Source organism: Marinobacter nauticus, assembly GCF_003634635.1.
In the GTDB taxonomy this organism is placed as follows: domain Bacteria; phylum Pseudomonadota; class Gammaproteobacteria; order Pseudomonadales; family Oleiphilaceae; genus Marinobacter; species Marinobacter nauticus.
Genome location: NZ_RBJB01000003.1, coordinates 534,999 through 560,394 on the forward strand (window position 1 = coordinate 534,999; position 25,396 = coordinate 560,394).

Genomic DNA, 25,396 nt, shown 5'->3' on the forward strand with positions numbered 1-25,396 from the left:
GGCAACCACCGTCTTGAGCATAGTTCAACTTCCGTTACATGCACTTGTTTAAAATCAGGGGCCACCAAGGCCAGAGATCTCAGCCAGGCATTCCATCGGCCCTAGCCGTAACCAGAAACCGACCGTAGGAAACTCCGTAAAGCAGATAAGTAAGCAGCCAGAGTACAAATGGCAGCATCACTCCGCCTAAAAGGTAATGCTCGGGCCACCACACAGGAACAAAGGTTCGCGACAATGCTGTCGCAACCAATGTTATCAATGCCGGCCAGATCAGCCACGGCAGCGCCAGCGGTCTTCCGGTGTGCCGCAGCCCGGCAATACAGAACACAGCAAGAATTGCCGTACCCGCAGCACCTGCCGACAAGGCATGGCGGCCGGTGTAACCTGGCAGGGTGTCGATGAGTGCGGTGATACCCACCAGAACCAGCCCGACCACCATCCACAGATACGCCAGCGTCAGCAGCAACAGATACAACCGGGTCATCGCCCTGCCCCACGGCCATTCACTCAGACGGTCGGCCTGGGCTGCCGCAGCGGCAAGGGCAATCCAGCCGGTAACCACGTGGCCCGGAGCCCAGAAATCCGCAATCACAAACAGAATCAACGCGGCCACCGCCAGATGCTCCCGGGCAGGTGTTAATCGACCAGGGCCCGAAAGGCCGATTTCCTTCCGTGCCTCCATGGCCACCACCCGGATAATACGAGTAGCCGTGAGAGCGATCAGTACCAGTAGCAGATTGACGGTGGTGTTAAGGATCATCACCGGCGTGATCGTGCCGGCGACATCCGGCCACAACCAGGCCACATAGAAAAGCCCCTGAACCAGCACATAGCCGATCAGAGCCATGCCGATACTCAGGTGTCGGCGGCCAGCCTCGGACAGCAAGGCCGGGGCTGCCCAGAGTAACAAAACAAGAGGAAAGGCAAGGTTCACAATAGCCACCAGCCAGCCTGGTATCAGAGCGGACAACCAGAACAGTACCCGCCCCGCCAGCCAGAGCATAATCAGGGCAGCCAAGGGCTTTCCTGCGATGGGTGCCACACTGGCCCAGGAAGGAATCGAGGTCAGCAGAAACCCTACCAGGGCTGCACTGACAAACCCGAACAGCATTTCATGGCCATGCCAGGCCAACGGAGGCAACGCCATGGGCAGGATGAATTGCTGCATCAGCGCACCAATCCAGGGCAGCAGCGCAATTGGCGCGTACAGGGCGCCCAACAGGAAAAAGGGCCGGAAGCCGTAAGCCAGCCAGGGATGGTTAAACATGGTAGAAATCCGCATCCGGCAACTTCCCGCCGATGAACCCAGACGACAATTCAGACAGTGCCGAGAAGAAGTCCTCCAGAGCTGGCCGGGCTTCCTGCGCATTGACCATTTTCAGTGCGGTGCGGGCAATCGCTCCTTCATACACCTGACGGCTCAAGGGTGACCGATCCGCACCCAACCTCGCCGCGTCCTCTGGCTGCCTAACTACCCAGTCAACCGCCCGGCCAATGGCCGCTTGCAGCGCTGCAACCTGCTCAGGCGCCTGCTCCAGCAACTCCCGCCGGCAAAGTACCCCTGCCTGCGGCAGCAGTGGCTCACCACCGGCCAGCCGCGCCCACTCCTGCTGCAGATCCAGCTCTTGGGGTGACTGCCCGAACTGCATGCTCTGTAGCCGGGTTGCCGTGCGCATGGGTTCCGGCAACACCGCCGCGTCCAGGCGTTGCGCCACATACATCTGTACCGTCTCGAACGGGCTGGACTGATAGCTCACCTTGACGTCACGTCCCACTTCCAGGCCCGCCTTACCGAGCAAGTAGCGGAACACCAGATCCGGCATATCCCCGCGCCAGGGCACGCCCACATACCTGCCGGCCAGATCTTCCATCTTCGCCAACGGGCCTTTCTGCTCGAGGCCCAGCATGCCCAGGGTGCCCCACACATTCACGTTCATCAGCACCACGGGAACGCCACGGTTATACAGATTGGCGGCCACATTGGTCGGGGTTGCCGTCACCATCACTTCCGCCCGCGCCAGCCAGGCCCGCAACTGATCCGGGTCTTTCCAGTCCCGAAGTTCCCGTTCAGGGATCAGGTTTTTCAGCTCCGGATCTTCCAGCGCCCGGGCCAGGATCACCTGGGGCAAGCCAAGAGGTGTCGCTGCAATCAGTTTGCCGGGTTTGGCTGCAAACGCCCTTTGTAGGGGTACGGCTGACATCAAAGCCGAACAGGCCGCCAGTTTGAGCAATTCACGACGATTCATGCCACCTCCGAATCCGGATGAAACAGAAAACTCTCGCTGACCACCGGTTGCCTCAGCAGGTGGCCAGCTTCTTCATACAGCCAGGCATGGCTGCGTTCGCGGTAAGGGGTTGTGACCGGATGTTCAAACACCACGGTGCCGGGCGAGCCGGAAACAACAATAATTCGATGGGCCAGACGCAGGGCTTCAGTGAGATCGTGAGTCACCATCAAGGTCGCTATACCCTGATCGACCACAAGCCGTTCCACCAGATCCTGGGCTTCGCTGCGCAGCCCCACATCCAGGGCACTGAAAGGCTCATCCAACAGCAGGAAATCGGCGCCCACTGCCAGCGCCCTCGCCAGAGCCACCCGCTGTTGCATGCCACCAGACAGCTCGTGGGGAAAATGCTCATCATAATCTGAAAGCCCTACCTGGTCGGCCAACTCTTTCGCCTGCGTCAGTCGATCTCGCCGGGGCACGCCCCGGGCTTTCAGGCCCAGGGCAATGTTATCGAGCAGCCGCCGCCAGGGCAGCAACCGGGGCTCCTGGAATACCGCTGCGGTGGTTGTAAACTGATTGCTCACCTGTCCCGAAGTGGCGTCCAGCACTCCCGATGCCATACGCAACAGGCTGGTTTTTCCGCAGCCGGACGGCCCCACCAGGCACACGGACTCACCCGGCGCCACCTGAAGATCCACGTCCGACACAATGGTGTTCGGGCCAAGATCCAGTGAAACCTTTTGCAGCGTCAGCATCGCAAACTCCTCAGCCCGGCATGGCAGGGCCTTTGACCTGCCGCCAGGGTTCCATTTTTTTCTGCAAGGGGCGCAGAAAACCGTGTTCGGCCACTAGCAGCAACACCACGACCACCACAATCCAGGCCATGGCACCGGCAGTGTCCAGGCTCACCCGGGCCATGGCCATGCCCTCCCCTACCCCATCTTCTGTGGCAAACAATTCCGCCATTACGGTGACTTTCCAGGCCACCCCCAGAGCGGTAATCAATGCCGGGAATACGTAGGAAACAATGTGGGGCAGATAGAAATCCCAAAGGCGCATGGCAAAGGGCACGCGGAACACATCGCCCATCTCCTGCAGGCGCTGGTCCAGGGTTCGTGCACCAATCTGGGCACCGGCAAAAGCAACCGGAATGGTGGTGGCCACCACCGTGTAGATCGCCGCCAGGGAGCCGCTGCCGAACCACAACATTGCCAGCACAATCCAGGCGATGGGCGGTATGCCCAGAAGTACGGTTGAAACCGGCTCCAGCGCTCGGCCAACCGTGTGGGACAACCCTGCAATAAGGCCCAGAGCAACACCAGCCAGCGCAGCAATGGCAAAGCCGGTCATGGCCCGCCAGGTGGTGGCCCAGACGGCCGTCCAGAGCTCACCGTTGTCGGCAAAGCCAACGAGGGACGATAGCGCATCCCGCGGGCCGGGGAGCAAAAAGCTACCGTATGACAAACTCCCCCACTCCCAGAGCGCCACGAATAATAAAACTCCGGTAAGGCTGCCACCCCAACCCAGACCACTGCGAATCAAACTGCCCATACACTCACACCCTGCAAGAACTGACATGAGTGTACCCGCACGGACGCAAACTCCTGTTGACGAAAATCAAATACGAATCAGTTTCATTTGCAGTATATTGCGATCCATTCTCAATCGTCAGCAGTTATCGGAGAACTCCATGAATCGACGCCCCCATCCACTGGCTTTAGCCATCTTTGCCTTTTCCGTTTTACCCGCCGCACACGCTGCGACCGGCCATTCTTCGGAACTTAAGGAACTGGTCGTAACCGCCAAAGGCTACGAATCCGACACGCTGGAAACCGCGAGCGCAACAGAGCGTTTAACCACGGACAACACTGCCGCTTCGAAAACCGCCGGCGATCTCTTCCGTGGCAAACCCGGTCTGGCGGTTCAGGGCGATGGCGGCGCCTGGGGAGGTAACCCGGTTATTCGCGGCCTGAAAAAGGAAAGTGTGGTGCTTCTGGTGGACGGCGTTCGCCTGAATTCCGCCCAGCCCCAGGGGGCCATTGCTTCCCTGGCAGACATGAGCCTGCTGGATACCATCGAAGTGGTCAAAGGCCCGGCCTCGGTACTGCACGGCACCGGTGCCATGGGCGGTGCTATCAACCTGCGTACTCCGGAGGCGACTTTCTCGGAACAACCTGAAGCCAATGGTCGATTCTCCGGCAGCACTGGCACGGTGGACAGCAGCCTGGCCGGCGGCGCACTTTTGGAGCTTTCCAGCCGGAACCACGGCCTTGTTATCGGTGCCGCCGCCAAAGATGTGGACGACTACGGAACACCCGACGGTGATGTTGAAAACAGCGGCTTCCGCTCGGAATCCTTTCTGGCGAAATATGCTTTCAGGGTAACCGAGAACCAGAAACTGACGCTGAACCTGCAGAACCACGAAGACCGGGAAGTCTGGTATCCGGGCTCTGCCAAGCCCGGCCCGGGCGGCAACGGCACGCTGACGATCCATTCGCCCAAGCAGAAGCGCACGCTAGCCGAACTCGGCTACGAGGCCGGCATCGGTACCGGCACCCTGGAGACCAGCATTTATCGGCAGGAAGTGGACCGGCAAATCCGCGCCTGGTGGGATTTCAAGGAGCGCAATCAGGTGTGGAACGATGTCAGTTTCCGCACCGACGGTGTTAAAGCTCAGTACCGGTTGCCCGTGGGCGACAACCACCTTGTCACGGTTGGGGCCGAGGGCTGGGAAATGACCGGTGACCCGGAGCGTTTTACCTACAACCCGCCCATGTCAGATAACGCCGTTGCCAACTCACCCTTCCGGGATGGCGAAATCGAGAGCCGGGGCCTGTTCGTCCAGGATGACATCATGGCCGGCAACTGGAACATCCAGCTCGGCGCACGCTATGACAAGGTGACTGGCGATGCACGGGTGGTGGGCAACGGCCCGGCAGCCAGAACCGAGGGGTTAAAGAACACTTCCGAAACGCTGTCCTGGTCGGCCGGTGCCATCTACAACCTGAGCGACATGGTCAATCCTTACCTTAATATCGGTACCGCCTACCGTGCACCCGACATGCGCGAACGCTTTGAGGATGCCACCCGGGGTGACGGGTTCTTCCACCGCGGTAACCCGCAACTGGATCCAGAAAAATCCACCAGCGCGGAAGTTGGCCTGAAAGGTCGCGGCCGTCTGGGCCAATACCAGGTTGCAGCCTTCTACACCCGGATTGATGACTATATTGCAGGGCGTATCACCGGCCAGAACCACCCCCAGAATAACCTGCCCATCAAACAGACCGAGAACCTGGATGAAGTGGTCATCTACGGTGCCGAAGCCGGTTTCGTGATGCCACTGGAAGCCTTAAACGCCAGCGCCCCGGCCATCGACCTGGACGGCAGCCTTACCTGGCTGCGGGGTGAAAACAAACAGGACGATGAGCCGCTCTACCAGATGCCGGCTCCCGAACTGACTCTGGGGCTGGGCCAACAAAACCGCTCCGGCTTCAACTGGCATGGGCAAGTGCGAGCAGTAGCCGAACAGGACCGGACCGCCGATGCCTTTTCCAACGGTACGGAAAACAGCACCCCCGGCTATGCAACCGTGGACGTGGAGCTGGGCTGGAACTTTGGTGCTACCGGCAGCCTCAGCGCACTGGAAGTCTCGGTTGAAGGCAACAACCTGCTGGACAAGCGTTACCGGGAACACCTGACGGACGGAGGTATACTATCGCCGGGCCGCGGGCTGGTGGCCAAAGTCTCCGGACGCTTCTGATCTCAATGAGCCGCTCCCATGGAAGGTAGCGGCTCATATTCGCGCTAGTGTAGCGCCAAACACTGCACACCTGAGCCGCCGCGTTGATTAGTTCCAGTAATCGTTGGCCGCTGCAACCGTCTGAAAGTGAACCGCGATTACTTCTGAGGCATGCATCAGCGCCTCACCATTTTGCGAATATTTTGCCCGCTCACGAAACAGAACCTCCTTGCTCGACTGGGTGCTTTTTACTCCCATTCGGGACAGTTTGATGGCTAGCTCAAAACCCTCCTGTGGGGAATCCGTAATCAGGCTGGGCAACCAGACCTCAGCTCTCTCCTCTGCCTGAATCGCCATCGGCATGAGCATGGCCAGTGCGACCAATAAAGTGGCTAGCTGTTTTTTTGTTTTCATCATCAGAATCTCCTTGAATCTCATCAGTCAAAACCCTCTAAAGGGAAGCACCTCCATTAATGGACCATAATACAATTATTTTCAATGAATCTTTAAGATCATGGAGATGCTACTAAGGAAGCAAATTCGGACAGCCTGCCTAGCATGCGCCCTACCAGCCTACATCATCAGTGAACGGGCAGCGCCTGATCATAACCGTATATTGGGGGTGACCGCTGAACGAGAGTACCCGGCCTCTCTGGTCAATTACTGAGGATAGAAATCAGATATCGTGAACAGATTATCGCCGGCGCGCCTGCTGCTTAGTGACCCTATCACCAAGCAGTATACGTTCTCTCCGAAAGCACATAACTTTTAAGGAAAATTGACCATGACACTGGCTGAAAAACTCTGTCTGAGCGCCGCTTTCCTTTTCTTTATGACCGGACTGTTGACCGGGATCTGGAAATACTGGTGCATGGCCAGAAGCCCGAAAGCTGTCGCCCCCCGGTACGTTGACATCGCCCACCGCAGCTCACTGATGTACAGTTTTGCCTCCATGCTGCTGGGCTGGTTTGCCGGTCACAGCATTTACCCCGGCTGGCTGAACATCCTGGCAGCAGCGGCCGCCCTTGGCTTCTTCGCCCTGGCCATCGGCACCTACATCATTCACGGCCTGCTTCGGGACACCAGCAACCAACTGCGCAAACCCCACAGACTCGGTAATGCAACACTACCACCCTCTTTGATTCATGGTTTTATGGTGCTGCTGATTGTTGCCGAGATAGGAGGCACACTGGTTCTGGGGTCGGGCGCACTCATTGCCGTGTGGCAATGAACCGGCCGGCTTAAGCTCAAATCAACTGCCGAATCTCATTAGCCTGCCAGGTTTGAATATTGCCTCTGATAGCCATTCGATAAGTCAGGGCGGCAACAACAAACAGGTTAATCATAAGCAGCAGGCCCTCGATACCCACAATGCCATAAAGGGCGAGGCTGTCAGAGCTCAGCAACCCGGTAGCGAGTGCTGTTGTGGTGAACAGTGCTGTAATCACATAGCTGGACACCATCATGCACACCAGTCCCAGCGAGAAGATAAGCGGCCTCTGTTCCTGAAACAGGTGCCTGAAAAAGCCATTGCGCCAAAGCGCAAACAACACCAGCAATGCCAGAACCACCGTTCCCGAGGCTCCCCAGGCAATCATATTCTTCGTCGCGAGATCAAACTCTCCGAAATGCTTTCCATAGTTCAGATAATTACGAACCATGGCGATCATCCACACATTGAGGGTTGTGACAGCAGTGCCGAAGTTCATTACTCTGGCCCAGCTTTTCTCCTGCGCCTCCCGGTCAGACACGGCTTCTCTCAGGGAGAATAAAGCGCCCATATCCTGACGGAACACCCGGAAGTAACTGAAGAACACCCAGGCAGAAAGCACCAAAAAGGCCATGGAAGCCGCCAAGGATGTGGCTGTAACGGCAACGTGCTCGCCAAGTGCACCGGGCCCGGCAATATTTAACGCCATGAAGCCAAGGGAGAAGGGAACCACCATTGAGGCCTGTTCCTCACGCTCAGGATAAGCCCGCTTTAGCTGAGCCCGAGCCTTGGCGTACCAAGACAGAAGTATCAGGGCAAGCGCAGCTACCACGAGGTCATAAGCTAACCAGAAAGGCAAGAGGAGGTTATCGGCCTTGGTATCCAGGCCGAAAATAATGATGGTGGCAAATAATGAAACATTCCCGTACATTCCGAGAGAAAGCGGGAGCCCGAACCATCCTGCAGCTTCCATGGGATCAGAGTCTGATAACTGATGGCCACCCGCCCTCAGATATTGAACCGAGCGCAGGATAAAATAGGGAATTAACAGGCTGCCCACGATAAACAGTAGCCAGAAGCCATACCAACTCAACCATATTCCCAGAAAAGCCAGCCCATCCAGAGACGCAAGCTGAGCATTGAATTGCTCCACCGAGGGGGCAAAGTGCCTTTTATGCGGTATAAAAACTTTCAGGATGAAGATCAGCATAATACTGGTCCCCATCAGCCCCAGCGGCATTAGCCAGTGCCTGGGATGCCATTTCTGTTTCGCAAGATCGCTCATGCCATTTCCTCACCGTATCTCATCAAAAGATGCATACCTATCGCTAACGGTTTTATGATATTGCGGGTGATTGGGCGGGGTCAGTGATAAAGTCACACTTCAAATGCGGGTCTGGCTGCAAATCGGTTAGATGGCCTAGTTGATTTAACCGGTAGCTTCAGATCTTTTCATTCAGGATATAGTCACGCAGCGCCAACGCATTGTTGTGCTCGGTGTCCTTTGCGGCAAATACCAGTGTTATGCGTTTGTGCTCATCAAGGATCTTCCGGAGCGTTTCCCGGTCATCTGCCGCCTCATCGGACTTGAGCTCTCTCAGGTAGCGGTCACAGAACTCCGACCATTTGTCCGGATCATGACCAAACCATTTACGTAAATCGGTAGACGGCGCCAGTCCTTTCAACCAGTGAGTGATGTCGGCCTCTTCCTTGGCAACACCCCGGGGCCAGATTCGGTCTACCAGAATTCGTGGGCCGTCTGAGCGGGCAGCTGTGTCGTAGGCTCGTTTGAGGCGAATTTCCATAGGAACGCTCCCCGATATGTGAGTGTACTTGCCAGCCTACTCACGAATATCGAACGTTTCAAAAAGCGGAGCGAGGTTATTGCTGACGTTTTGCGTCTCGTCCAGGCTCAGATACCCGGCCCCAATAGAGGCATTCAGCATCTGAGCACTGCGGGCAATCTGCACCGCAAACCTACGCACGCCCTGATCCGCCAGCCGCTGCCCCACAGCAATCACATGTTCTGGTGACTGCAGGGCGGCATGCCAGGTCATCCGGCACTCGAAGTCCAGGCCGGAATCTTGCAGCGCTGAGATGGCCGCCCAGCTCTCCTGTCCAGAATGCCGGTTGGTTGTGATGATTTCATAGTCTGCTGGCAGCGCCTTGATATCCAGGCCCACCCAATCCAGCCAAGGCAACAGCCTTTCCAGCAGTTTCAGATGCGGGGCACCGGTGTGCAGGCCGTTGCGAAATTTCATGGCCCGGGTTTGTTGCAAAGCCGGTAGCAGGGCTTTCTGGATGGTGGGTTCACCGCCACTGAACACCACCGCATCTAGCAATCCCTGGCGACGTTCAAGGTGCCGGCGGGCCTGCTGCCAGGTGACTTTTTCATCACCGGGTTCCAGTGGAATTAGATGAGGGTTATGGCAGTAATGGCAACGCCAGGGGCAACCCTGCAGAAACAAGGTTGCCGCCAGGTGTTGCGGATAATCGACGCTGGAGAAGGCGGCCATGCCGCCGATCACCAGGTTATCCGCCGTCATTTCAACGTTCCCGGAAGTGGGTGCGTTCGCGGTGCTCGGACTGTTTGCCTTTATTGAAGGCAGAAACCGGGCGGTGGTAGCCCATCACGCGAGTCCAGACTTCACAACGTTGGCGCTGGCTGTTTTCAAGTGGCTTCTGGTTTTCCATGCCGTTCTCCTTTTGCTTTACAAAAAAGCCGGTGTCGACGATGGCTTACGGCAACACCGGCGACTCAGGAACCAGGCAAACTGCCTGGCTCCACTATTCACGCGGATGTTGTGGCCTTAACAGGCAATGCCTGGCCAGCCAGCAATAGCTCGTCGCACCTGGGGCAGAACTCGTGTTCGCCATTCAGGTAACCGTGTACCGGGCAGATGGAAAATGTCGGGGTGACAGTAATGTACGGCAGCCGGTAGTTCTCTAGAACGGTTTTCACAAACCGGGCACAGGTGGCGGCATCGCTGATGCGCTCGCGCATATATAAATGCAGTACCGTGCCACCGGTATAGCGGGTTTGCAGTTCATCCTGCAAATCCAGCGCCTCAAACGGGTCGTCGGTATAGCCCACGGGCAGTTGGCTGGAGTTGGTGTAGTAAGGCGCCTCGTCGGTGCCCGCCTGCAGTATGTCGGGAAAACGCTTACGATCTTCCCTGGCGAACCGGTAGGTGGTGCCCTCGGCAGGTGTAGCCTCCAGGTTGTAAAGATGCCCGGTTTCTTCCTGGTACTGCTTCATTCTGTCCCGCACATGATCCAGCAATTCCAGAGCGAACTCCCTGCCCCAGTCACTGCTGATATCTTCCCGGTCATCGGTGAAGTTCCGGATCATCTCATTCAGGCCATTTACCCCAATGGTTGAAAAGTGGTTTCTCAGGGTACCCAGATACCGCTTGGTATAGGGAAACAGACCTTCCAGCATCAGTTGCCCGATGACCTGTCGCTTGGTTTCCAGGCTGTCACGGGCCAGATCCATCAATTGATCCAGCCGGGCCATCAAAGCAGGTTTGTTACCTCTATACAGATAACCCAGGCGGGCGCAGTTCACGGTCACCACACCCAGCGAACCGGTCTGCTCGGCCGAGCCGAACAGGCCGTTGCCGCGCTTGAGCAATTCGCGCAGATCCAACTGCAGGCGACAACACATGGAGCGCACCATGTTTGGCTCAAGATCCGAATTCAGAAAGTTCTGAAAATACGGCAGGCCATAGCGGGCGGTCATCTCGAACAGTCGCAAGGCGTTTTCTGAGTGCCAGTCGAAATCCCGGGTAATGTTGTAGGTGGGAATGGGAAAGGTGAACACCCGCCCCATGCTGTCACCGGCGGTCATCACCTCGATATATGCCCGGTTGATCATGTCCATTTCAGCTTGCAGGTCACCGTAGCTGAAAGGCATTTCCTCGCTCGCAATCACCGGAACCTGATCCCGCAAATCCTCCGGGCATACCCAGTCAAAGGTGATGTTGGTAAAGGGTGTCTGGGTGCCCCAGCGGGAGGGTACATTCAGGTTGTAGACAAACTCCTGAATGCACTGGCGCACGGTGGCGTAGTCGAGATTGTCCTTACGGATAAATGGTGCGAGATAGGTATCGAAAGAGCTGAAGGCCTGGGCTCCGGCCCATTCATTCTGCAACGTGCCGAGAAAGTTCACCATCTGGCCGATGGCGCTGGAGAGATGTTTCGGCGGTGCTGACTCCACTTTGCCGGGCACTCCGTTCAGACCTTCGTGGAGCAGTGTACGCAACGACCAGCCAGCACAATATCCGCTGAGCATATCCAGATCGTGTATATGAATATCGGCGTTTCGGTGAGCTTCCCCAATGGCGGGCGTGTAAACGTCGTTCAGCCAGTAGTTGGCGATGACTTTGCCCGCTGTATTCAGGATCAGCCCGCCGAGCGAGTAGCCCTGATTGGCATTGGCGTTTACCCGCCAGTCACTGCGGTGCAGGTATTCCCGGACCGTGCCGGAGATATCCAGTTTCGAGGCGTCTGAAGACGGTGCATGGGATGGGGTGGCGGGCATGGTTCCTCCTGAAAGCGCGTCGGGGGCAGCCTCTCGCGCTGTCAGGAGATCAGGCACAGCAACGCCACGCCAGATCATCTGATCACCCTGAGTCGCGAAGGTGCCATGTATCATGTGCCTGGCAGGTCTTCGGACTCAGGGGCGGTGAACCTTTCGGTTCGGCCTTGCGGGGCGACTTCCCGGCATTTGCCAGTGTCTCGCTACCCCACTCGTTCCCCAATACCGCTGCGCGTCAGTTCCGGAGTCTCACCGGATTCCGCACCACAATCACAACATATTGTGGATTACCAGAACGAAAGCACTATATACGGCATTTTCAGCCGACTCAAGATATTATTTATTTTATTTAAATGTTTAAACTAAGGGTAACCGGCTTACCCCAGAATCAGCGGGGTTACCACTGCGCCTCCAACCAGCAGAGTTATGAACAGACACAAGGCCAGCACAAAGGGCTTCACACCCAGGCTTCGAAGGGCTTCAATTCGGGTCTGGAAACCCAGTGCTGCCAAGGCCATGGTCATAGCTACCTGCCCTGCGAGCATCAACCCGCCCTGAATCTGACCAGGTAACTGAAGCACACTGTTGAGCCCGACAATCGCCATGAAACCAAAGGCAAACCAGGGGATCACCAGTTTCTGCTCACCCTGTTCTGCACCGTCGGCATGAGCGGCCCGGTAGCGATTCCAGATTTGCCCTATTACCAGCAGGAAGGGCACCAGGAGCATTACCCGAACCACCTTCACAATCACCGCATTGGTGAGGGCGTCCTGCCCCACCGCACCACCGGCAGCGACCACTTGCGCCACCTCATGCACAGTAGAACCGATATACACTCCGTACAGACCTTCATCCCAGCCCATCAATGGATAAAGAACGGGATACACGAACATGGCCAGCGTTCCGAACAGCACCACAGTGGCCACCGCCATAGACGTTGCCGCCGGCCGTGACCGGATGGTGCCTTCGGTGGCCAGTACCGCAGCCGCCCCGCAAATCGCACTGCCGGCGCTGGTCAGAATGGCAGTATCCCGATCCAGTTTCAGCCAGCGGGTACCCAGCCAGAAACCTACTGTGGTAATGGTCACTACCACCAGGCTATCCAGGAGCACCACTTTTGGCCCAAGGGCCATCAGTTGCTGCACCGTGAGGGAGAAACCGAACAGGACAATACCGCCTCGCAGCAACCAGCGGGCAGAAAAGCCCAGACCCGGCGCCACGCCCTTTAACCGCTTACCCGCGGCCAGATTACCGAACAGCAGCCCCAGCAACAGGGTAAACACCAGAGGCCCCAGGCCGGTTTGCTGCACTGGCGGCAAGGCGGCAATGCCATAGCCAGCCAGTGTCAGAAACGCACACAATGCCAATCCCCTGAACATCTCTATCTCCGAACTTTTGAATATATGGATATTCTATAGTTTTCAGAGATATCTAAAAAAAGGGTATTTTGAGTTTATTTAATCGATTAAATAGATATAAGCAGAGCCACAGACTGGCTAGCCATAATTCACCAGGTCCATCCCCGGCTTGCCATACCAGTACCCGTTGCAGGGTGGCGCTTCTACCAGCTTCAGCGGGTCGGCGACCGGCACTTCCCCCCGGCGCACCTGATCAAAGCGTTTGACCACTTGTTCCATCCCTTGATGCTCCGGGCTCAGTCGCACGGTACTGACACCCATACGCTCCATCTCCGGTAGTTCCCTCATCAGGTCGTAGCGCGAGCCGGAGAGCGTGGAAATGCCATTGATCCGGAACAGTTCCTGGCTTTCCCTGGAACGCAGTTCCATGCCATCTGGATGCTCCAGGCAACGGAATTCGCAGTTGTCTTTAGGCAGGTTGTAATGACGGGCAGTGAAACAGCGAGACGACCAGGCCAATGGCAGGAAACCCCAGGAGAATACCTCGGCGGGCAGATCCAGGCCGTCGGCCTTCAGCTCCCGGATCAGCTGCTCCAGGGTTTCCTTGCCCAGTTCCACCGGCAGGTTCCAGCCCTGCAAGCCCTGCCTGGCCAGGATCTTCAGGGTGGCCACGTTGTAGATGTTCATGGACGGGCCGGTAATAAACGGAATCTTGTTGCGGATCGCCACCTGCAGGGCACTCTGGTCGTTGGCCTCCACCAGAAACTCATCCTGTTCGCAAAACCGACGAAGTCGCCGCAAATCCGCTTCGGATTCGATCAGCGTCAATGTGGAAAGCACCACGTTCTTGCCACAAGCCTTCAGATCCCGGGCCAGGTCCAGCCAGTCATCGGGCTTCAGTTCGCGTCGGCGGGAGCACACCACTTCGCCAAGATAGATGGTATCTACTGGCCACTCCGCAGCGTTAGCGTAGAAATCGAATACGGACTGCTTGGTCCAGAACCACAGAATCGGGCCAAGAGAGAGTTTCATCATAGCGAGCAAAACCTTATTTCCACTTGCGATGGTAGGCCCCGATGGTGGTCAGGCCACCCTCGGAAAGGCCGGCGAGAGTGCTATTCCAGGCACTGTCTACAGCAAAGCTGTCCGGAGTGGTCTGAACCCGGTCCAGGGCCTGGCGCCAGGTTCGGGCAACATCTGCAATGTAAGCCGGGCTGCGCTGGCGGCCCTCGATTTTCACTGCGCTGATACCCAGCGCCTTCAACTCCGGCAGAAGATCCATGGTATTCAGGCTTACCGGCTCTTCGATGGCATGGTACACGCTGCCCTCCACTTCAAACCGGCCCTTGCACAGGGTTGGGTAACCGGCAGATTCACCGGGGCCATAGCGATCAATGAGCACTTCATTCAGGCGGGATTCCAGCCCCTGAGAGGTTTCCTGCCAACGCACCGCCTTGGCCGGTGAACAGGCACCCCGGGTATTGGGGGATTCATCCGTGAGGTAAGAAGACAGGTAGCAGCGCCCCTCCGCCATAATGCACAGGCTGCCGAAGGCAAAAACTTCCAGCTCCACTGGGCTATGCTTGGCCACACCCCGAACCTGATCCAGAGACAGCACACGCGGCAGCACTGCCCGGCGGATATCGAAGTTGTCCTTGTAGAACGACAGGGCCTCATGGCTGGTGGCAGAACCCTGAACCGACAAATGCCGGGGGATATCCGGGTGCCTGTTTGCAGCGTAATCCAGCAGTCCCATATCGGCCAGGATAATGGCATCCACTCCAAGGCCGGCGGCACGATCCACCGCGGCTGTCCAGTGTTCCCAGCCATCCGGTTGCGGATAGGTATTGATGGCACAGAACACACGACTGCCTTTTGAATGAGCGTACTCAATGCCCTCGGCTGCACGTTTGTCGTTAAAATTCAGGCCAGCAAACTGGCGGGCGTTGGTACTGTCCCGGAAGCCGAAATAGACCGCATCGGCTCCATTGTCCACGGCGGTTTTAAGGGCGGGAAGGCTACCAGCCGGGCATACAAGTTCCATGGTTTTCTCCGCTGAGCACGTTGCCGTGCACCTTACCGGTCAGCGACTTAGCCCACCTTGACCTTTGTCAGCGGATTGACCGAAACCGGTCAAATACCCCTTTGGCAATACTCTACGCATTAACCCCTACCTGAACCAAAACTGCCTAAAACTCATTGCTTTAACTTTTTATTACAAGCACTTACATGTGGAAATCTACCCCCTCAGGTACCCCAAGGCGTCAATGGTCTGAACTGCTACACTTATCCACAATGGACGCCATTCTCAATGATGAGGCCCTCCCATGACTTTTATCAACAACCTCTCCATGCGAGGCAAGCTGATTACTTTGGTGCTGCCTGCGCTGCTGGTCATTGTATTTTTCGCGGTCCAGAGCATCTCCCGTAATATGGATGACCTGGACAACATGCAACAGCTCAATACCTTGGTTCAGTTGGCTGAGCTTGGGGATCCGCTGGTTGAGGAATTGCAGAAAGAACGGGGCCGTTCGGCCGTGTTTATTTCCAGCGCCCCGGATTCTGACGGCGAACGCGAGGCAACCCGCAACCTTCAATCCCAGAGACAAAATACTGACAGGAACCTGAGCGCCTACCAGAACGGAATCAAGGCACTGGCTGAGGAAGCCCGTTTTGACAGCAGCATTCAGGCAAGCGTCGACAAATTCCAGCGGGACATTGGCAATCTAATCAGTCTGCGCAGGGATATTGATAACCGGGTGTTGGCTGGTGCCGAATCCGGCGCCCGCTACACCAGCCTGATCATGGAAATCCTTAACCGTATTCCGTTGCTGGTGCGCCGGGCATCTGAGCCCGAGCTGGCCCTGCAGATCAATGCCTACCTTGCCCTTGCCGAAGCTGCCGAAATGGCAGGCCGTGAGCGGGCTGCAGGGGCGTCACTGGTGCGCAGCGGCAACTTCGACCTGCCTGCAGTTGGGCAAATAGCAGCCCTGTCAGGGCGTCAGCAAGCGTATTTCCAGACCGCAATCACCATGCTGAGTGCAAATTCGGATATCCGTGGTCGGATTGAGTCATTTCCCGAAACCGCCGAGCACCGAAAAATGCTGGATCAGCGAGATATGCTTCTGAGCAGCCCTTCCGGTATGTACGGCCTGGAAGCCAGTGACTGGTTTTCAGCCTCTACCAACCGCATACAGGCCATTAACGGCATCCGCACTGATATGCTGTCACAGGTTGAAGCACTGGGCACCGCTGGCGTGAATGCCGCCAGAAGCAATCTGATCTGGGCATCGGCCATTGCTGCGACGTCAATCGTTCTGGTGGTTCTGTTAATGACCGTGATTATTCGCGCCATTCATCAGCAGGTGAATCAGCTGTTGGAAGGTGTTCGAAACGCCATGGACAACAAGGACCTGTCGCAGGCGATTCCGGTCTCCAGCAAAGACGAGACTGGCACCATAGCCGAGGCAATCAATGAACTGTTTGGCCGTTTTAGCGAGGCCTTGCTGCAAATCGACAAAGCGAGCGTACAGCTGGCCACAGCCACCGAGGAAACCAGCTCAACCGCGGGCCAGAATTCCTCACAGATCAAGAACCAGCAACAACAGATTGAGCAGGTGGCCGCTGCCACCGAAGAAATGTCGGCAACCTCAGAGGAGATTTCTCACAACACCCAGCAGGTGGCGGACGCCTCCAGTCGGGCTATGGAGAAAAGCCAGACCGGCGAGAAGGTGCTGCACACCAGTGTCTCCCAGATCCGGGAACTGGCGAAGTCAGTACAAGACGTCAACCAGGTTATCGAAGAACTGGAACAACGCAGCACGACCATCAGCGATGTGGTTGATGTTATCCGGAAAGTGGCCGACCAGACCAATCTGCTGGCGTTGAATGCAGCGATCGAAGCCGCCCGGGCGGGCGAGCACGGACGAGGCTTTGCGGTAGTGGCGGATGAGGTTCGCACACTGGCGCAGCAAACCCATGAATCCACCACTCAGATCGAAGATATCATCAACGGCTTCAAGACCATCACCGATAACGCCAGCCGTTCAATTGTCACCAGCCACAAACTGGCCGACCAGACCAGCGCGCAAGCCTCGGAGATGGAACAGACCTTTGCTGACATTCTGATGGACGTGAACAGCATTTCCGATATGGCGACCCAGATTGCCACTGCGTCGGAACAGCAGGTTGCCGTCACGCGCGAACTGGCGGGTAATATGGAATCTGTAAGCGAAGCTGCCCTCCTGACCCTGACCGGCTCCCAGGAAATCACCGAGGTCACCCAGGAACAGGCGCGGCTGGCCCGCCAGTTACAGGACCTGGCCAATGAGTTCAAAGTGGCCTGATCAGAAAACCCTCACACGACAACGCAAGAGGGCTGCCATGTGGCAGCCCTCTTGCGTTTGTGCTCATTGTTCTCCAGTCAGATAATTCTGGAGAACCGCTGGCTTGCCCCTTCCTTGCGATACAGATCGAAGATCTGGCAAATGGCCCGGATCAGTAGGCGACCGGCAGGCTGAACCTGCAGCAAAGAATCGCAATCCGCAATCAGCTCGTCCTGGATCATCGGCTTCAGGCGGTTCATTTCATCCGCGAAATAGCGGTCAAAATCTTCATTCCACTGTTCGGCAAACTGCTTGCGGTCCAGTCGGAACTGGCAGATCAGCTGCCCGATCACCCAGCGGCGGATACGGTCGTCGCGGGTCAGGCCCACGCCACGAATAATCGCCAGTTGGCCAGCATCGATGGACGCCTCCCAGGACGGCAGGTCGTGGTTGTTCTGGAAGTAGGCATCGTCGGTCTGGCCGATGGCGGAGACACCCAGGGACACCAGGTCACAATCCGAGTGAGTAGTGTACCCCTGGAAGTTCCGATGCAGGCGGCCTTCGCGCTGGGCCACCGCCAGGCTGTCGTCCGGCTTGGCGAAGTGGTCCATGCCGATGTATTCGTAGCCAGCTTCCAGCAAACGATTGATGGTGTTGTGCAGGATGGTCAGTTTCTGCTGCGGACTGGGCAGAGTATCGGCCTGAATCCGTGTTTGCGGATAGAAACGGTCCGGCAGATGCGCGTAACTGAACACCGAAAGCCGGTCCGGCGACATCTCGATCACCGATTCCAGGGTTTCGGCAAAGCTTTCCGGAGTCTGGTACGGCAGGCCGTAGATCAGATCCAGGTTGATGGAGCGGAAGCCGATGTGGCGCGCTTCGTTCAATACCGACTCAGTCATGTCCCGGGGCTGGATACGGTTCACCGCTTTCTGCACTTCCGGATTCACATCCTGCACGCCCAGGCTGATACGGTTGAAGCCCAGCTCCCAGAGGGTGGACAGGGTATCTTCGTCCACTTCCCGGGGATCGATTTCGACACTGTAGTCCCGGTCGTCGCCGGACTGCAGGTTAAACAGCTCACCGTAACCGGCCATCAGGTGCTGCATCACATCCCTGGGCAGGAAGGTAGGTGTACCACCACCCCAGTGCAGCTGCTTGACCGGGCGGTCGGCACCGAACAGTTTCGACTGGATGGCCGCTTCTTTCAGTACCCGCTCCACATAGGGCATGGCCTTGTCGCGCTTCTTGGTGATCACCTTGTTGCAGGCACAGTAGTAGCAAAGGTGCGCACAGAACGGCAGGTGGGTATACAGCGAGATGGGCCCGCCAGCGGCCTTGCTGCGGCCAGCCGCCTTGACCATGTCTTCAATGGAATAATTCGGGGTGAACTCCACCGCTGTTGGATAGGATGTGTAGCGAGGTCCGCTCAGATCATAGCGGCGGATGAGCGCCTCATCCCAGATGAAAGCGGGCAGATTGTTTGCTGCAGCGGTATCAGAAGCCATAGTAAAACTCTAACGTCGAATAGGATCGGCATGCCGGAAAGCGCGCATTATGCCTGACCGGCGGCTGGCACGATTTGATGCGAATCAGCTGAGTGTACCAGCATACCCAATGAACCACCCTTGCGCCCATGGCGTATTCTGCCTACCTCTAAAGGATAAACTCAGCCGGAGCCCGTCATGGCCAATCTCATCCTGATCCTGGGTGATCAGCTCAGCCACCGTCTCTCTGCCCTTGAGGGCGCAGACAAGGACAACGACCTGGTCGTGATGGCCGAGGTCCACAGTGAAGCCAGCTACACCAACCATCACAGGAAGAAGCTGGTGTTCATTTTCAGTGCCATGCGGCACTTTGCCGATGCACTGGAGGAGGATGGCTGGCGGGTTCACTATCAGCGCTATCACCCGGACAATCCGGCACAGTCTATTGAACAGGTAATAGCGGAGCTGGCACGGGAATACCAACCGGAGCGAGTCATTACGACAGAATGTGGTGAGTGGCGTTTACACGAACAGATCAGCCGCTGGCACAAAACACTGGGCGTCCCCGTGGAAATCCGGCCAGATACCCGCTTCGTCTGCAATACTGACGAGTTCGCCCGCTGGGCCGAGGGCCGAAAGCAGCTGCGCATGGAATTCTTCTATCGGGAAATGCGCAAAAAAACCGGTTTGCTGATGACCTCCGAAGGTCAGCCCGAAGGTGGCCAATGGAACTTCGACACCGACAACCGAAAGAAATGGGCCGGCAAGCCTCCCGCCCCGGCCCCGTTCCGCGAGGAACCGGATGCCATTACCACCGAAGTGATCGAGCTGGTAAACGAATACTTCTCAGAACATTTCGGTACCACGGAAGGTTTCCACTACGCCGTTACCGCCGAACAGGCGCTGGAAGCGCTTGCCCACTTTATCGACTTCGCCCTGCCCTGCTTCGGCGACTACCAGGATACCATGTCAGACAACGAAGACTGGCTGTTTCATTCCATCCTGTCCCCCTATCTCAACACCGGCCTGCTGGATCCCATGGAGGTGTGTGAAGAAGCGGTACGGGCCTGGCACGCCGGCCGGGCGCCGCTGAATGCCGTGGAAGGCTTTGTCCGCCAGATCATCGGCTGGCGGGAATTCGTGCGCGGCATCTACTGGCTGCTGATGCCCGGTTACGCCCGGGAAAACCGTTTGGGCAACAGCCGTGAGCTGCCCTGGTTCTACTGGACCGGCGATACAAAGATGCGCTGCATGCACAAGGCCATCGACGCCACGGCCCGCAACGCCTATGCCCACCACATCCAGCGACTGATGATCACCGGTAACTTTGCCCTCCTGGCCGGGGTGAAACCGGAAGCCATCTGTGACTGGTACCTGGCGGTGTATATCGACGCCTTCGACTGGGTGGAGCTGCCCAACACCCTGGGCATGGTAATGCACGCCGATGGTGGCTACCTGGGCTCCAAGCCTTACGCCGCCAGCGGCAAATACATCCAGCGCATGTCTGACCACTGCCAGAACTGCCACTACCGGGTGCAGGACGCTACCGGAGACCGCGCCTGCCCGTTCAACAGCCTGTACTGGCACTTCATTGACCGGCACCGCGAGGATTTTGCCAACAATCCACGAATGACCATGATGTACCGGAACTGGGACAAGCAGAAGCCAGAGCGGCGGGAAGCCTTGCGGGCAAGGGCAGACTGGGTTCTGGCCAATATCGAAACACTGTGATCCGACTACGCCAAATGAGGTACGGAAAAGCGGGATTATGACTGCTATGCTCATACCATTGTCAGCAATCTGGACGCTTGAGTGCGCACATGGATGCCCGCAGCCTGATTATCGGATTGAGCCTTGTTATGGCCTCATTGAGCGTGAGGGCAGACCACCATGGCTTCAGCCTGCATACCTTTCTGGCACCGCCTTACCAGTATGAGGAACCCCAGATTCCGGTGGTTACCGGTGAAACCACGGAAACCATCCGCTGCGCCCTGAACAAGTCCGGATTTCAGGCCAGGATCAGTCTGATGCCGCAAAGCCGGGCCCGTTACTCACTGGAACGCAACCTGGTGGACGGCTACTATGCCGTCGGGGCATCCGAGGAACTGGACCAATCCGCCGTTCGCTCGCACCCGGTCGCCCTGGAGAAATGGCACTGGTTCTTTACCGCCGAAGCCAAACCGGACCCCGGCACTGCAAGAATTGGCGTGGTCGGTGGCAGCAATGAAGCCATCTGGCTGGAAGACAATGATCTGAAACCGTTTATCACGGTTACAGGGGCTGAGCAGCTTCCAGCGCTTCTGGTACGAAAGCGGATTGATCTCGCTCTGATGGATCAGCGTGCCATGAACTACCTGCAGGACCAGAAATCCGGGGTAGATTGGTCACTGAATTCTGATTTTGTTCGGTATGCGCCTTTGCACCTGTATGTGAGCTCTCGCTTTTCTGCGAACCACCCTCGCTTCCTGTCCGGATTTAACGCACACCTTGCCGGCTGTGCAATGCCCAGTATGCAATTGTCCGAACAGGAAGCGTCCGAGGTTCAGAGGCTGGCGCAAGCACTGATGGCTGATCTCTCCGGCAACATCAATCTGACCAATGCCATCTACCAGGGGCCAACCTACGACAACCTGACCGATATCCTGACCAAGGACACGCTCTGGCAAGCGCTGGCACCCCACCATCCGACACCGCTGGCTGGCGAAATACTTGAGCTGCCGGCTTCCCGGGCAATGACAGCCTGGCAGGCCAGCCACTCGCCACTCGTTACCGAGGTACTGCTGACCGACAAAGCCGGGGCGCTGGTCGCCATGAGCCGCCTGTCCTCAGACTACTGGCAGGGCGACGAGCCCAAGGTTCAGGAAATCGCCCTTGAAACCGACCGAGGCGTTGAGAGAAAGCGCGACATGTGGATTTCGCCGATTCGCTACGATGCCTCCACCGCCCGTTTCCAGGTGATGGTCAGCTTTCCGGTGCCGCTGAATAAACTCAACAACGGACTCGAGGGCGTGCTGGTACTCGGGCTCGACATCGAACACGCTCTTCACAATCCCCCCGCCCCCGGCTCGGTAGAATAACCAACATCTTCCAGAGTCAGGGAGGCCCGACTTCGCAGGCCAGCACCAGAGCCCAGAACTCGGAGAAATCGTTAACCACTACATCCGGTTTGTCCGGGTGTTTGTGAGTACCGGGAAAAATCCGGTTCAGCCACGGCAAATCCCACTGGGCGCCGTTGAAGAACACCGCGGTCATACCGGCCCGTTTGGCCGCAATGATGTCAGTGGTAGAGTCGCCCACGTACCACACACTGGGGTCCGGTGGGTAATCCAGCTTCTGCACTGCCAGCAGCAATTGATCCGGGTGGGGTTTGCGCAGCGGGGTATCATCACCACACACGTTAACGTCAAACAGGTGTGTCCAGCCGGTATCTTCCACCGCCGCCAGTTCGTGCTCGAAAAACTCCCGGTCGCGGTTGGTGATCACGCCCACCAGGATACCCAGCTTGCGCAGCCCTTCCAGCATTTCCCGCACCCTGGGCTCGAAGGCTTTCACGGTGCCGTAGTGATTCCGGTAGTGATGATTAAAGGCTTTGTGGGCAATCTGCTTGGCGTCCTGATCCTCACCGAACAGCACTTCAAAAATATCGGTGCGGGAGATTTTTCGATCAGCCTTTACCTTGGGATGCAGTTTGGCGAACTCTCGCACGTATGCCACCAGGCGGGCATCTTCCGGGGTTTTGCTGTCTTCCGGCGCTACCATCCGGTCCATCAACCCCAGCTTGTGGAAATCCGGCAGCATGTCATCCACCGCGTGGTACATGGCATCGAGCGTGTCCACCAGAGTGGCGTGCCAGTCGAACAGGATCACCGCCGGGCGAATCAGTTTCACCACCGCCGGGTGCCAGTCCGGCTCAATGCGGGGTTCCGGCCGCTCTGGTGCCGGGAAGGGTTTCGGGCGCACCTCTGCCGGGCTGGCGACAAACGCTTCGGAATGCTCACGTTCCAGCAGGGCGAGTAAATCCATCAGATCTTCAAAGCTGTCGAGAACAGCGGTCGGGGCGTCTCGCTTGGTGAACCAGCTGCTGACCCGGTCGGGCTCCCAACAGGCACCGTTGTAGAACACTCCAGCCACACCGGCATTGTGTGCGGTAAGCATGTCCACATAACTGTCCCCGATATACCAGGCGTGTTCATCCGTTTGGATCGACATCTTTTCCAGCGCTTTGAGAATCACCTCCGGATCCGGCTTGTATTCAGTGACGTCATCAGCACACACGATGGCATCGAACAAATGCAGCCAGCGGCCCTCGTCGACAATCTGCAGTTCCCGGTCCAGGAACTCCCGGTTGCGGTTGGTGCACACCGCCAGCTTGATACCCAGGGCTTTCAGTGCTGACAGATACTCATAAGCGCCCGGCTGAAACGGTTTCACCTGGCCGAAGTACTTCCGGTAAGCCTGATTGTAGGCTTTATGCGCGATCAGCTTGGGAGCCTTGTTCTCACCAAAGATGGCGTTGAAAATATCCGTTCGGGAGACCCGGCGCTCAGCCAGAATCCGCGGGTGCAATCGGCGGTAGATGCGAATGTAACGCACCAACCGGGCATCGTCTTCGGTGCGGCACTGGTCTTCAGGCAGCAACTGCTCCACGAGGCCCAGCTCTTCCAGTTGCGGTAACATCTCCTCCATGGCGCTGAACATGGCATCATGGGTGTCCACCAGGGTACCGTGCCAGTCGAAGATCAGGACCGAGGGTGGCAGGATGTTGTCGTCGAATCGGGACATGGCAAAACCTCTGGAAGCTCAGTCACGTATATCCACACACCTCTTTCAGTTAAACCCATAAACCGCCCATGCACAAAAAACCGCACTTACCTGAGAAAATCTGCCCGGCCTGCAACCGCCCTTTCACCTGGCGCAAGAAGTGGGCAAAGGACTGGGACCAGGTGAAATACTGCAGTGAGCGTTGCCGGCGCAACCGGGGGCCGCACTGATGGCAGTCGTGGTCTGGTTCAAACGGGATTTACGGGTGGAGGATCACGGCCCGCTGTGCGCCGCTGTGCAATCCGGGCAGCCGGTGATTCCCTTGTACGTGGTGGAGCCGGAATACTGGCAGCAACCGGACACCTCCCGCCGGCAGTGGCAGTTCGTTGCGGAATCTCTCGAATCCTTGCGCAAACAGTTAAAACGCCTGGGCAGTGATCTGCTGATTGCTCACGGGGAGGTCATCAGAACCCTGGATGACCTGAAACAGCAGTACGGCATCACACAGGTGTTCTGCCATCAGGAAACCGGCGGGGACTGGACCTTTCAACGGGATAAAGCGGTGATTGCCTGGTGCCAGAGCCAGCAGATTGAGTTCCGCGAATGGCAGGGCTTTGGTGTCGTTCGGCGACTGGTCAACCGGGACGACTGGGACCAGCACTGGAACCAGATCATCAAAAGCACACGCCTGCCTGCACCCGAAGGGATTCGTTCGCCGGATACCTCCGGCTGGCCGCAGAGCTTACCCGCACCCGCCCAGCTTAACGGTGGCCCGTGCCCGGATCGTCAGGCCGGCGGCAGCGAACGGGCCATTGCCCTGCTGGATTCGTTTCTGGAACGGCGGTGCGTGGGTTATCAATACAACATGTCGTCGCCGCTTACCGCACCTCGCGCCTGCTCACGGCTCAGCCCTCACCTGGCCTGGGGCACCATCAGCCTGCGGGATGTCTATCAGCAGTCAAAAGAGACCGGAGACCACCGCAACACTCTGCCCCGCAAGAAGAAAAGCCTCACCAGCTTTCGCTCAAGGCTGCACTGGCATTGCCACTTTATCCAGAAGCTGGAGGATGAACCGGAACTGGAATTCCGTGCCATGCATCGGGAACTGGAGCACCTGAAAACCGGACCAAACAACAGCGAGCGACTGCATCGCTGGCAGGAGGGCCAGACCGGCTGGCCGCTGGTGGATGCCTGCATGCGCAGCCTGGAGCACACCGGTTGGATCAACTTCCGCATGCGGGCCATGCTGATGGCGGTGGCCAGTTATCAGCTTTGGCTTCACTGGCGGGACCCGGCACTGCACCTGGCTCGACTGTTTACCGATTTCGAGCCCGGCATTCACTATCCCCAGGCCCAGATGCAATCGGGGCTCACCGGCATCAACGCCCTGCGCATATACAACCCGGTGTTGCAAAGCCAGAAACTGGATCCGGAAGGTGAGTTCATCCGTCGCTGGATACCGGAGCTGGCCGGCGTCCCGGCGGAAATGATCCACACTCCTTGGCTGATGACGCCGGCCCAGAAGCAGCGCTTTGGCGGCAATACCTATATTTCACCAGTCTGTGATCATGAGCAGGCAGCACGGGTGGCTCGCAAGGCGGTCGGAGAGTTCAGGAAGCAGCAAGTGAGCCAGACAGAGACGGACCGGGTTCTCAACCGTCATGGCAGTCGAAAGGGGCCGACACAGAACCGGCCCAGGATTGGCAACCAGGACTCTGAACCGGCATCACAGCTCCCTCTTTTTTGAT

At 57.5% G+C, this 25,396-nt stretch carries 21 protein-coding genes, 1 pseudogene and 1 riboswitch; of the genes and pseudogenes, 7 read left to right on the plus strand and 15 right to left on the minus strand.

All coding sequences use genetic code 11. The features are described 5' to 3' along the window. Positions 1-79 precede the first annotated feature (79 nt). From C7436_RS08420 to C7436_RS08435, 4 genes are read right to left on the minus strand one after another with little or no spacing between them, the layout of a single operon-like run. Positions 80-1,267 carry an NnrS family protein gene (locus C7436_RS08420; RefSeq protein WP_158595261.1) on the minus strand — a complete coding sequence of 396 codons (1,188 nt, stop codon included), beginning with the start codon at positions 1,265-1,267 and terminating at the stop codon, positions 80-82. After that, the gene (locus C7436_RS08425) at positions 1,260-2,246 is read right to left on the minus strand and encodes an ABC transporter substrate-binding protein (protein WP_121207450.1); all 987 of its coding nucleotides are present in this window, start codon (positions 2,244-2,246) and stop codon (positions 1,260-1,262) included. Before C7436_RS08425 ends, C7436_RS08420 begins: the two co-directional genes overlap by 8 nt. Then, positions 2,243-2,983, minus strand: a complete 741-nt coding sequence (locus C7436_RS08430; protein WP_121207451.1) for an ABC transporter ATP-binding protein — start codon at positions 2,981-2,983, stop codon at positions 2,243-2,245. Before C7436_RS08430 ends, C7436_RS08425 begins: the two co-directional genes overlap by 4 nt. Positions 2,984-2,993: 10 nt before the next feature. Continuing rightward, positions 2,994-3,779 (minus strand): ABC transporter permease, encoded by a 786-nt coding sequence (locus C7436_RS08435; RefSeq protein ID WP_121207453.1) that lies wholly within the window; start codon positions 3,777-3,779, stop codon positions 2,994-2,996. A 139-nt stretch (positions 3,780-3,918) separates the two neighbouring features. Here C7436_RS08435 and C7436_RS08440 point away from each other — a divergent pair, with 139 nt between their 5' ends. Next, complete coding sequence (locus tag C7436_RS08440) at positions 3,919-5,988, plus strand: TonB-dependent receptor plug domain-containing protein (protein WP_121207454.1); 2,070 nt, start codon at positions 3,919-3,921, stop codon at positions 5,986-5,988. A gap of 87 nt (positions 5,989-6,075) precedes the next feature. On the opposite strand, the gene C7436_RS08445 is transcribed toward C7436_RS08440, so the two are convergent. After that, the gene (locus tag C7436_RS08445; RefSeq protein ID WP_211329862.1) at positions 6,076-6,384 is read right to left on the minus strand and encodes a hexameric tyrosine-coordinated heme protein; all 309 of its coding nucleotides are present in this window, start codon (positions 6,382-6,384) and stop codon (positions 6,076-6,078) included. Positions 6,385-6,751: 367 nt separating this feature from the next. On the opposite strand from C7436_RS08445, the gene C7436_RS08450 reads away from it, so the two are divergent. Next, positions 6,752-7,198, plus strand: a complete 447-nt coding sequence (locus tag C7436_RS08450; protein WP_114434521.1) for a hypothetical protein — start codon at positions 6,752-6,754, stop codon at positions 7,196-7,198. A gap of 16 nt (positions 7,199-7,214) precedes the next feature. Here the strand turns inward: C7436_RS08450 and C7436_RS08455 are convergent, their stop codons facing one another. The 8 genes and pseudogenes from C7436_RS08455 to ubiU form a co-directional block, all read right to left on the minus strand. After that, positions 7,215-8,462, minus strand: coding sequence for a TsoY family (seleno)protein (locus C7436_RS08455; RefSeq protein ID WP_147423440.1), 1,248 nt, complete (start codon positions 8,460-8,462; stop codon positions 7,215-7,217). Between the two features lie 157 nt (positions 8,463-8,619). After that, positions 8,620-8,982 carry a DUF488 domain-containing protein gene (locus tag C7436_RS08460; RefSeq protein WP_114434519.1) on the minus strand — a complete coding sequence of 121 codons (363 nt, stop codon included), beginning with the start codon at positions 8,980-8,982 and terminating at the stop codon, positions 8,620-8,622. A 36-nt stretch (positions 8,983-9,018) separates the two neighbouring features. Further along, a complete protein-coding gene (locus tag C7436_RS08465; RefSeq protein ID WP_114434518.1) occupies positions 9,019-9,723 on the minus strand; it encodes an anaerobic ribonucleoside-triphosphate reductase activating protein in 705 nt (234 codons plus the stop codon). A 1-nt stretch (position 9,724) separates the two neighbouring features. After that, positions 9,725-9,871: an anaerobic ribonucleoside-triphosphate reductase gene (gene nrdD, locus C7436_RS08470; RefSeq protein ID WP_106762396.1), complete on the minus strand. Its 147-nt coding sequence runs from the start codon at positions 9,869-9,871 to the stop codon at positions 9,725-9,727. 97 nt (positions 9,872-9,968) lie between these two features. Beyond that, positions 9,969-11,678: pseudogene (locus C7436_RS08475) on the minus strand (ribonucleoside triphosphate reductase); the annotation flags it as partial. A 145-nt stretch (positions 11,679-11,823) separates the two neighbouring features. Further along, positions 11,824-12,027: riboswitch (cobalamin riboswitch) on the minus strand. Between the two features lie 67 nt (positions 12,028-12,094). Next, positions 12,095-13,096, minus strand: coding sequence for a YeiH family protein (locus C7436_RS08480; RefSeq protein ID WP_121207459.1), 1,002 nt, complete (start codon positions 13,094-13,096; stop codon positions 12,095-12,097). A gap of 117 nt (positions 13,097-13,213) precedes the next feature. Then, positions 13,214-14,110, minus strand: a complete 897-nt coding sequence (locus tag C7436_RS08485; protein WP_121207461.1) for a U32 family peptidase — start codon at positions 14,108-14,110, stop codon at positions 13,214-13,216. A gap of 13 nt (positions 14,111-14,123) precedes the next feature. Continuing rightward, positions 14,124-15,119: a ubiquinone anaerobic biosynthesis protein UbiU gene (gene ubiU, locus C7436_RS08490; protein WP_121207462.1), complete on the minus strand. Its 996-nt coding sequence runs from the start codon at positions 15,117-15,119 to the stop codon at positions 14,124-14,126. A 283-nt stretch (positions 15,120-15,402) separates the two neighbouring features. Here ubiU and C7436_RS08495 point away from each other — a divergent pair, with 283 nt between their 5' ends. Then, entirely contained in the window at positions 15,403-17,421 is a 2,019-nt protein-coding gene (locus C7436_RS08495; protein ID WP_121207464.1) for a methyl-accepting chemotaxis protein, read from the plus strand. Positions 17,422-17,498: 77 nt separating this feature from the next. Here the strand turns inward: C7436_RS08495 and hemN are convergent, their stop codons facing one another. Further along, entirely contained in the window at positions 17,499-18,908 is a 1,410-nt protein-coding gene (hemN, locus tag C7436_RS08500; RefSeq protein ID WP_121207466.1) for an oxygen-independent coproporphyrinogen III oxidase, read from the minus strand. 177 nt (positions 18,909-19,085) lie between these two features. Between hemN and C7436_RS08505 the strand changes: the two genes are divergently transcribed. Both C7436_RS08505 and C7436_RS08510 read left to right on the plus strand, forming a co-directional pair. Continuing rightward, positions 19,086-20,618: a cryptochrome/photolyase family protein gene (locus tag C7436_RS08505; protein ID WP_121207468.1), complete on the plus strand. Its 1,533-nt coding sequence runs from the start codon at positions 19,086-19,088 to the stop codon at positions 20,616-20,618. A gap of 89 nt (positions 20,619-20,707) precedes the next feature. Then, positions 20,708-21,964 carry a type 2 periplasmic-binding domain-containing protein gene (locus C7436_RS08510; RefSeq protein WP_121207469.1) on the plus strand — a complete coding sequence of 419 codons (1,257 nt, stop codon included), beginning with the start codon at positions 20,708-20,710 and terminating at the stop codon, positions 21,962-21,964. A gap of 16 nt (positions 21,965-21,980) precedes the next feature. Here C7436_RS08510 and C7436_RS08515 read toward each other — a convergent pair whose 3' ends face one another. Further along, complete coding sequence (locus tag C7436_RS08515) at positions 21,981-23,669, minus strand: HAD family hydrolase (RefSeq protein ID WP_121207471.1); 1,689 nt, start codon at positions 23,667-23,669, stop codon at positions 21,981-21,983. 68 nt (positions 23,670-23,737) lie between these two features. Here C7436_RS08515 and C7436_RS08520 point away from each other — a divergent pair, with 68 nt between their 5' ends. Together C7436_RS08520 and C7436_RS08525 are read left to right on the plus strand one after the other, a co-directional pair. Then, positions 23,738-23,878 (plus strand): DUF2256 domain-containing protein, encoded by a 141-nt coding sequence (locus C7436_RS08520; RefSeq protein WP_113880295.1) that lies wholly within the window; start codon positions 23,738-23,740, stop codon positions 23,876-23,878. Continuing rightward, entirely contained in the window at positions 23,878-25,395 is a 1,518-nt protein-coding gene (locus tag C7436_RS08525) for an FAD-binding domain-containing protein (RefSeq protein WP_121207473.1), read from the plus strand. The genes C7436_RS08520 and C7436_RS08525 overlap by 1 nt, the downstream gene beginning before the upstream one ends. Position 25,396: the final 1 nt, after the last annotated feature.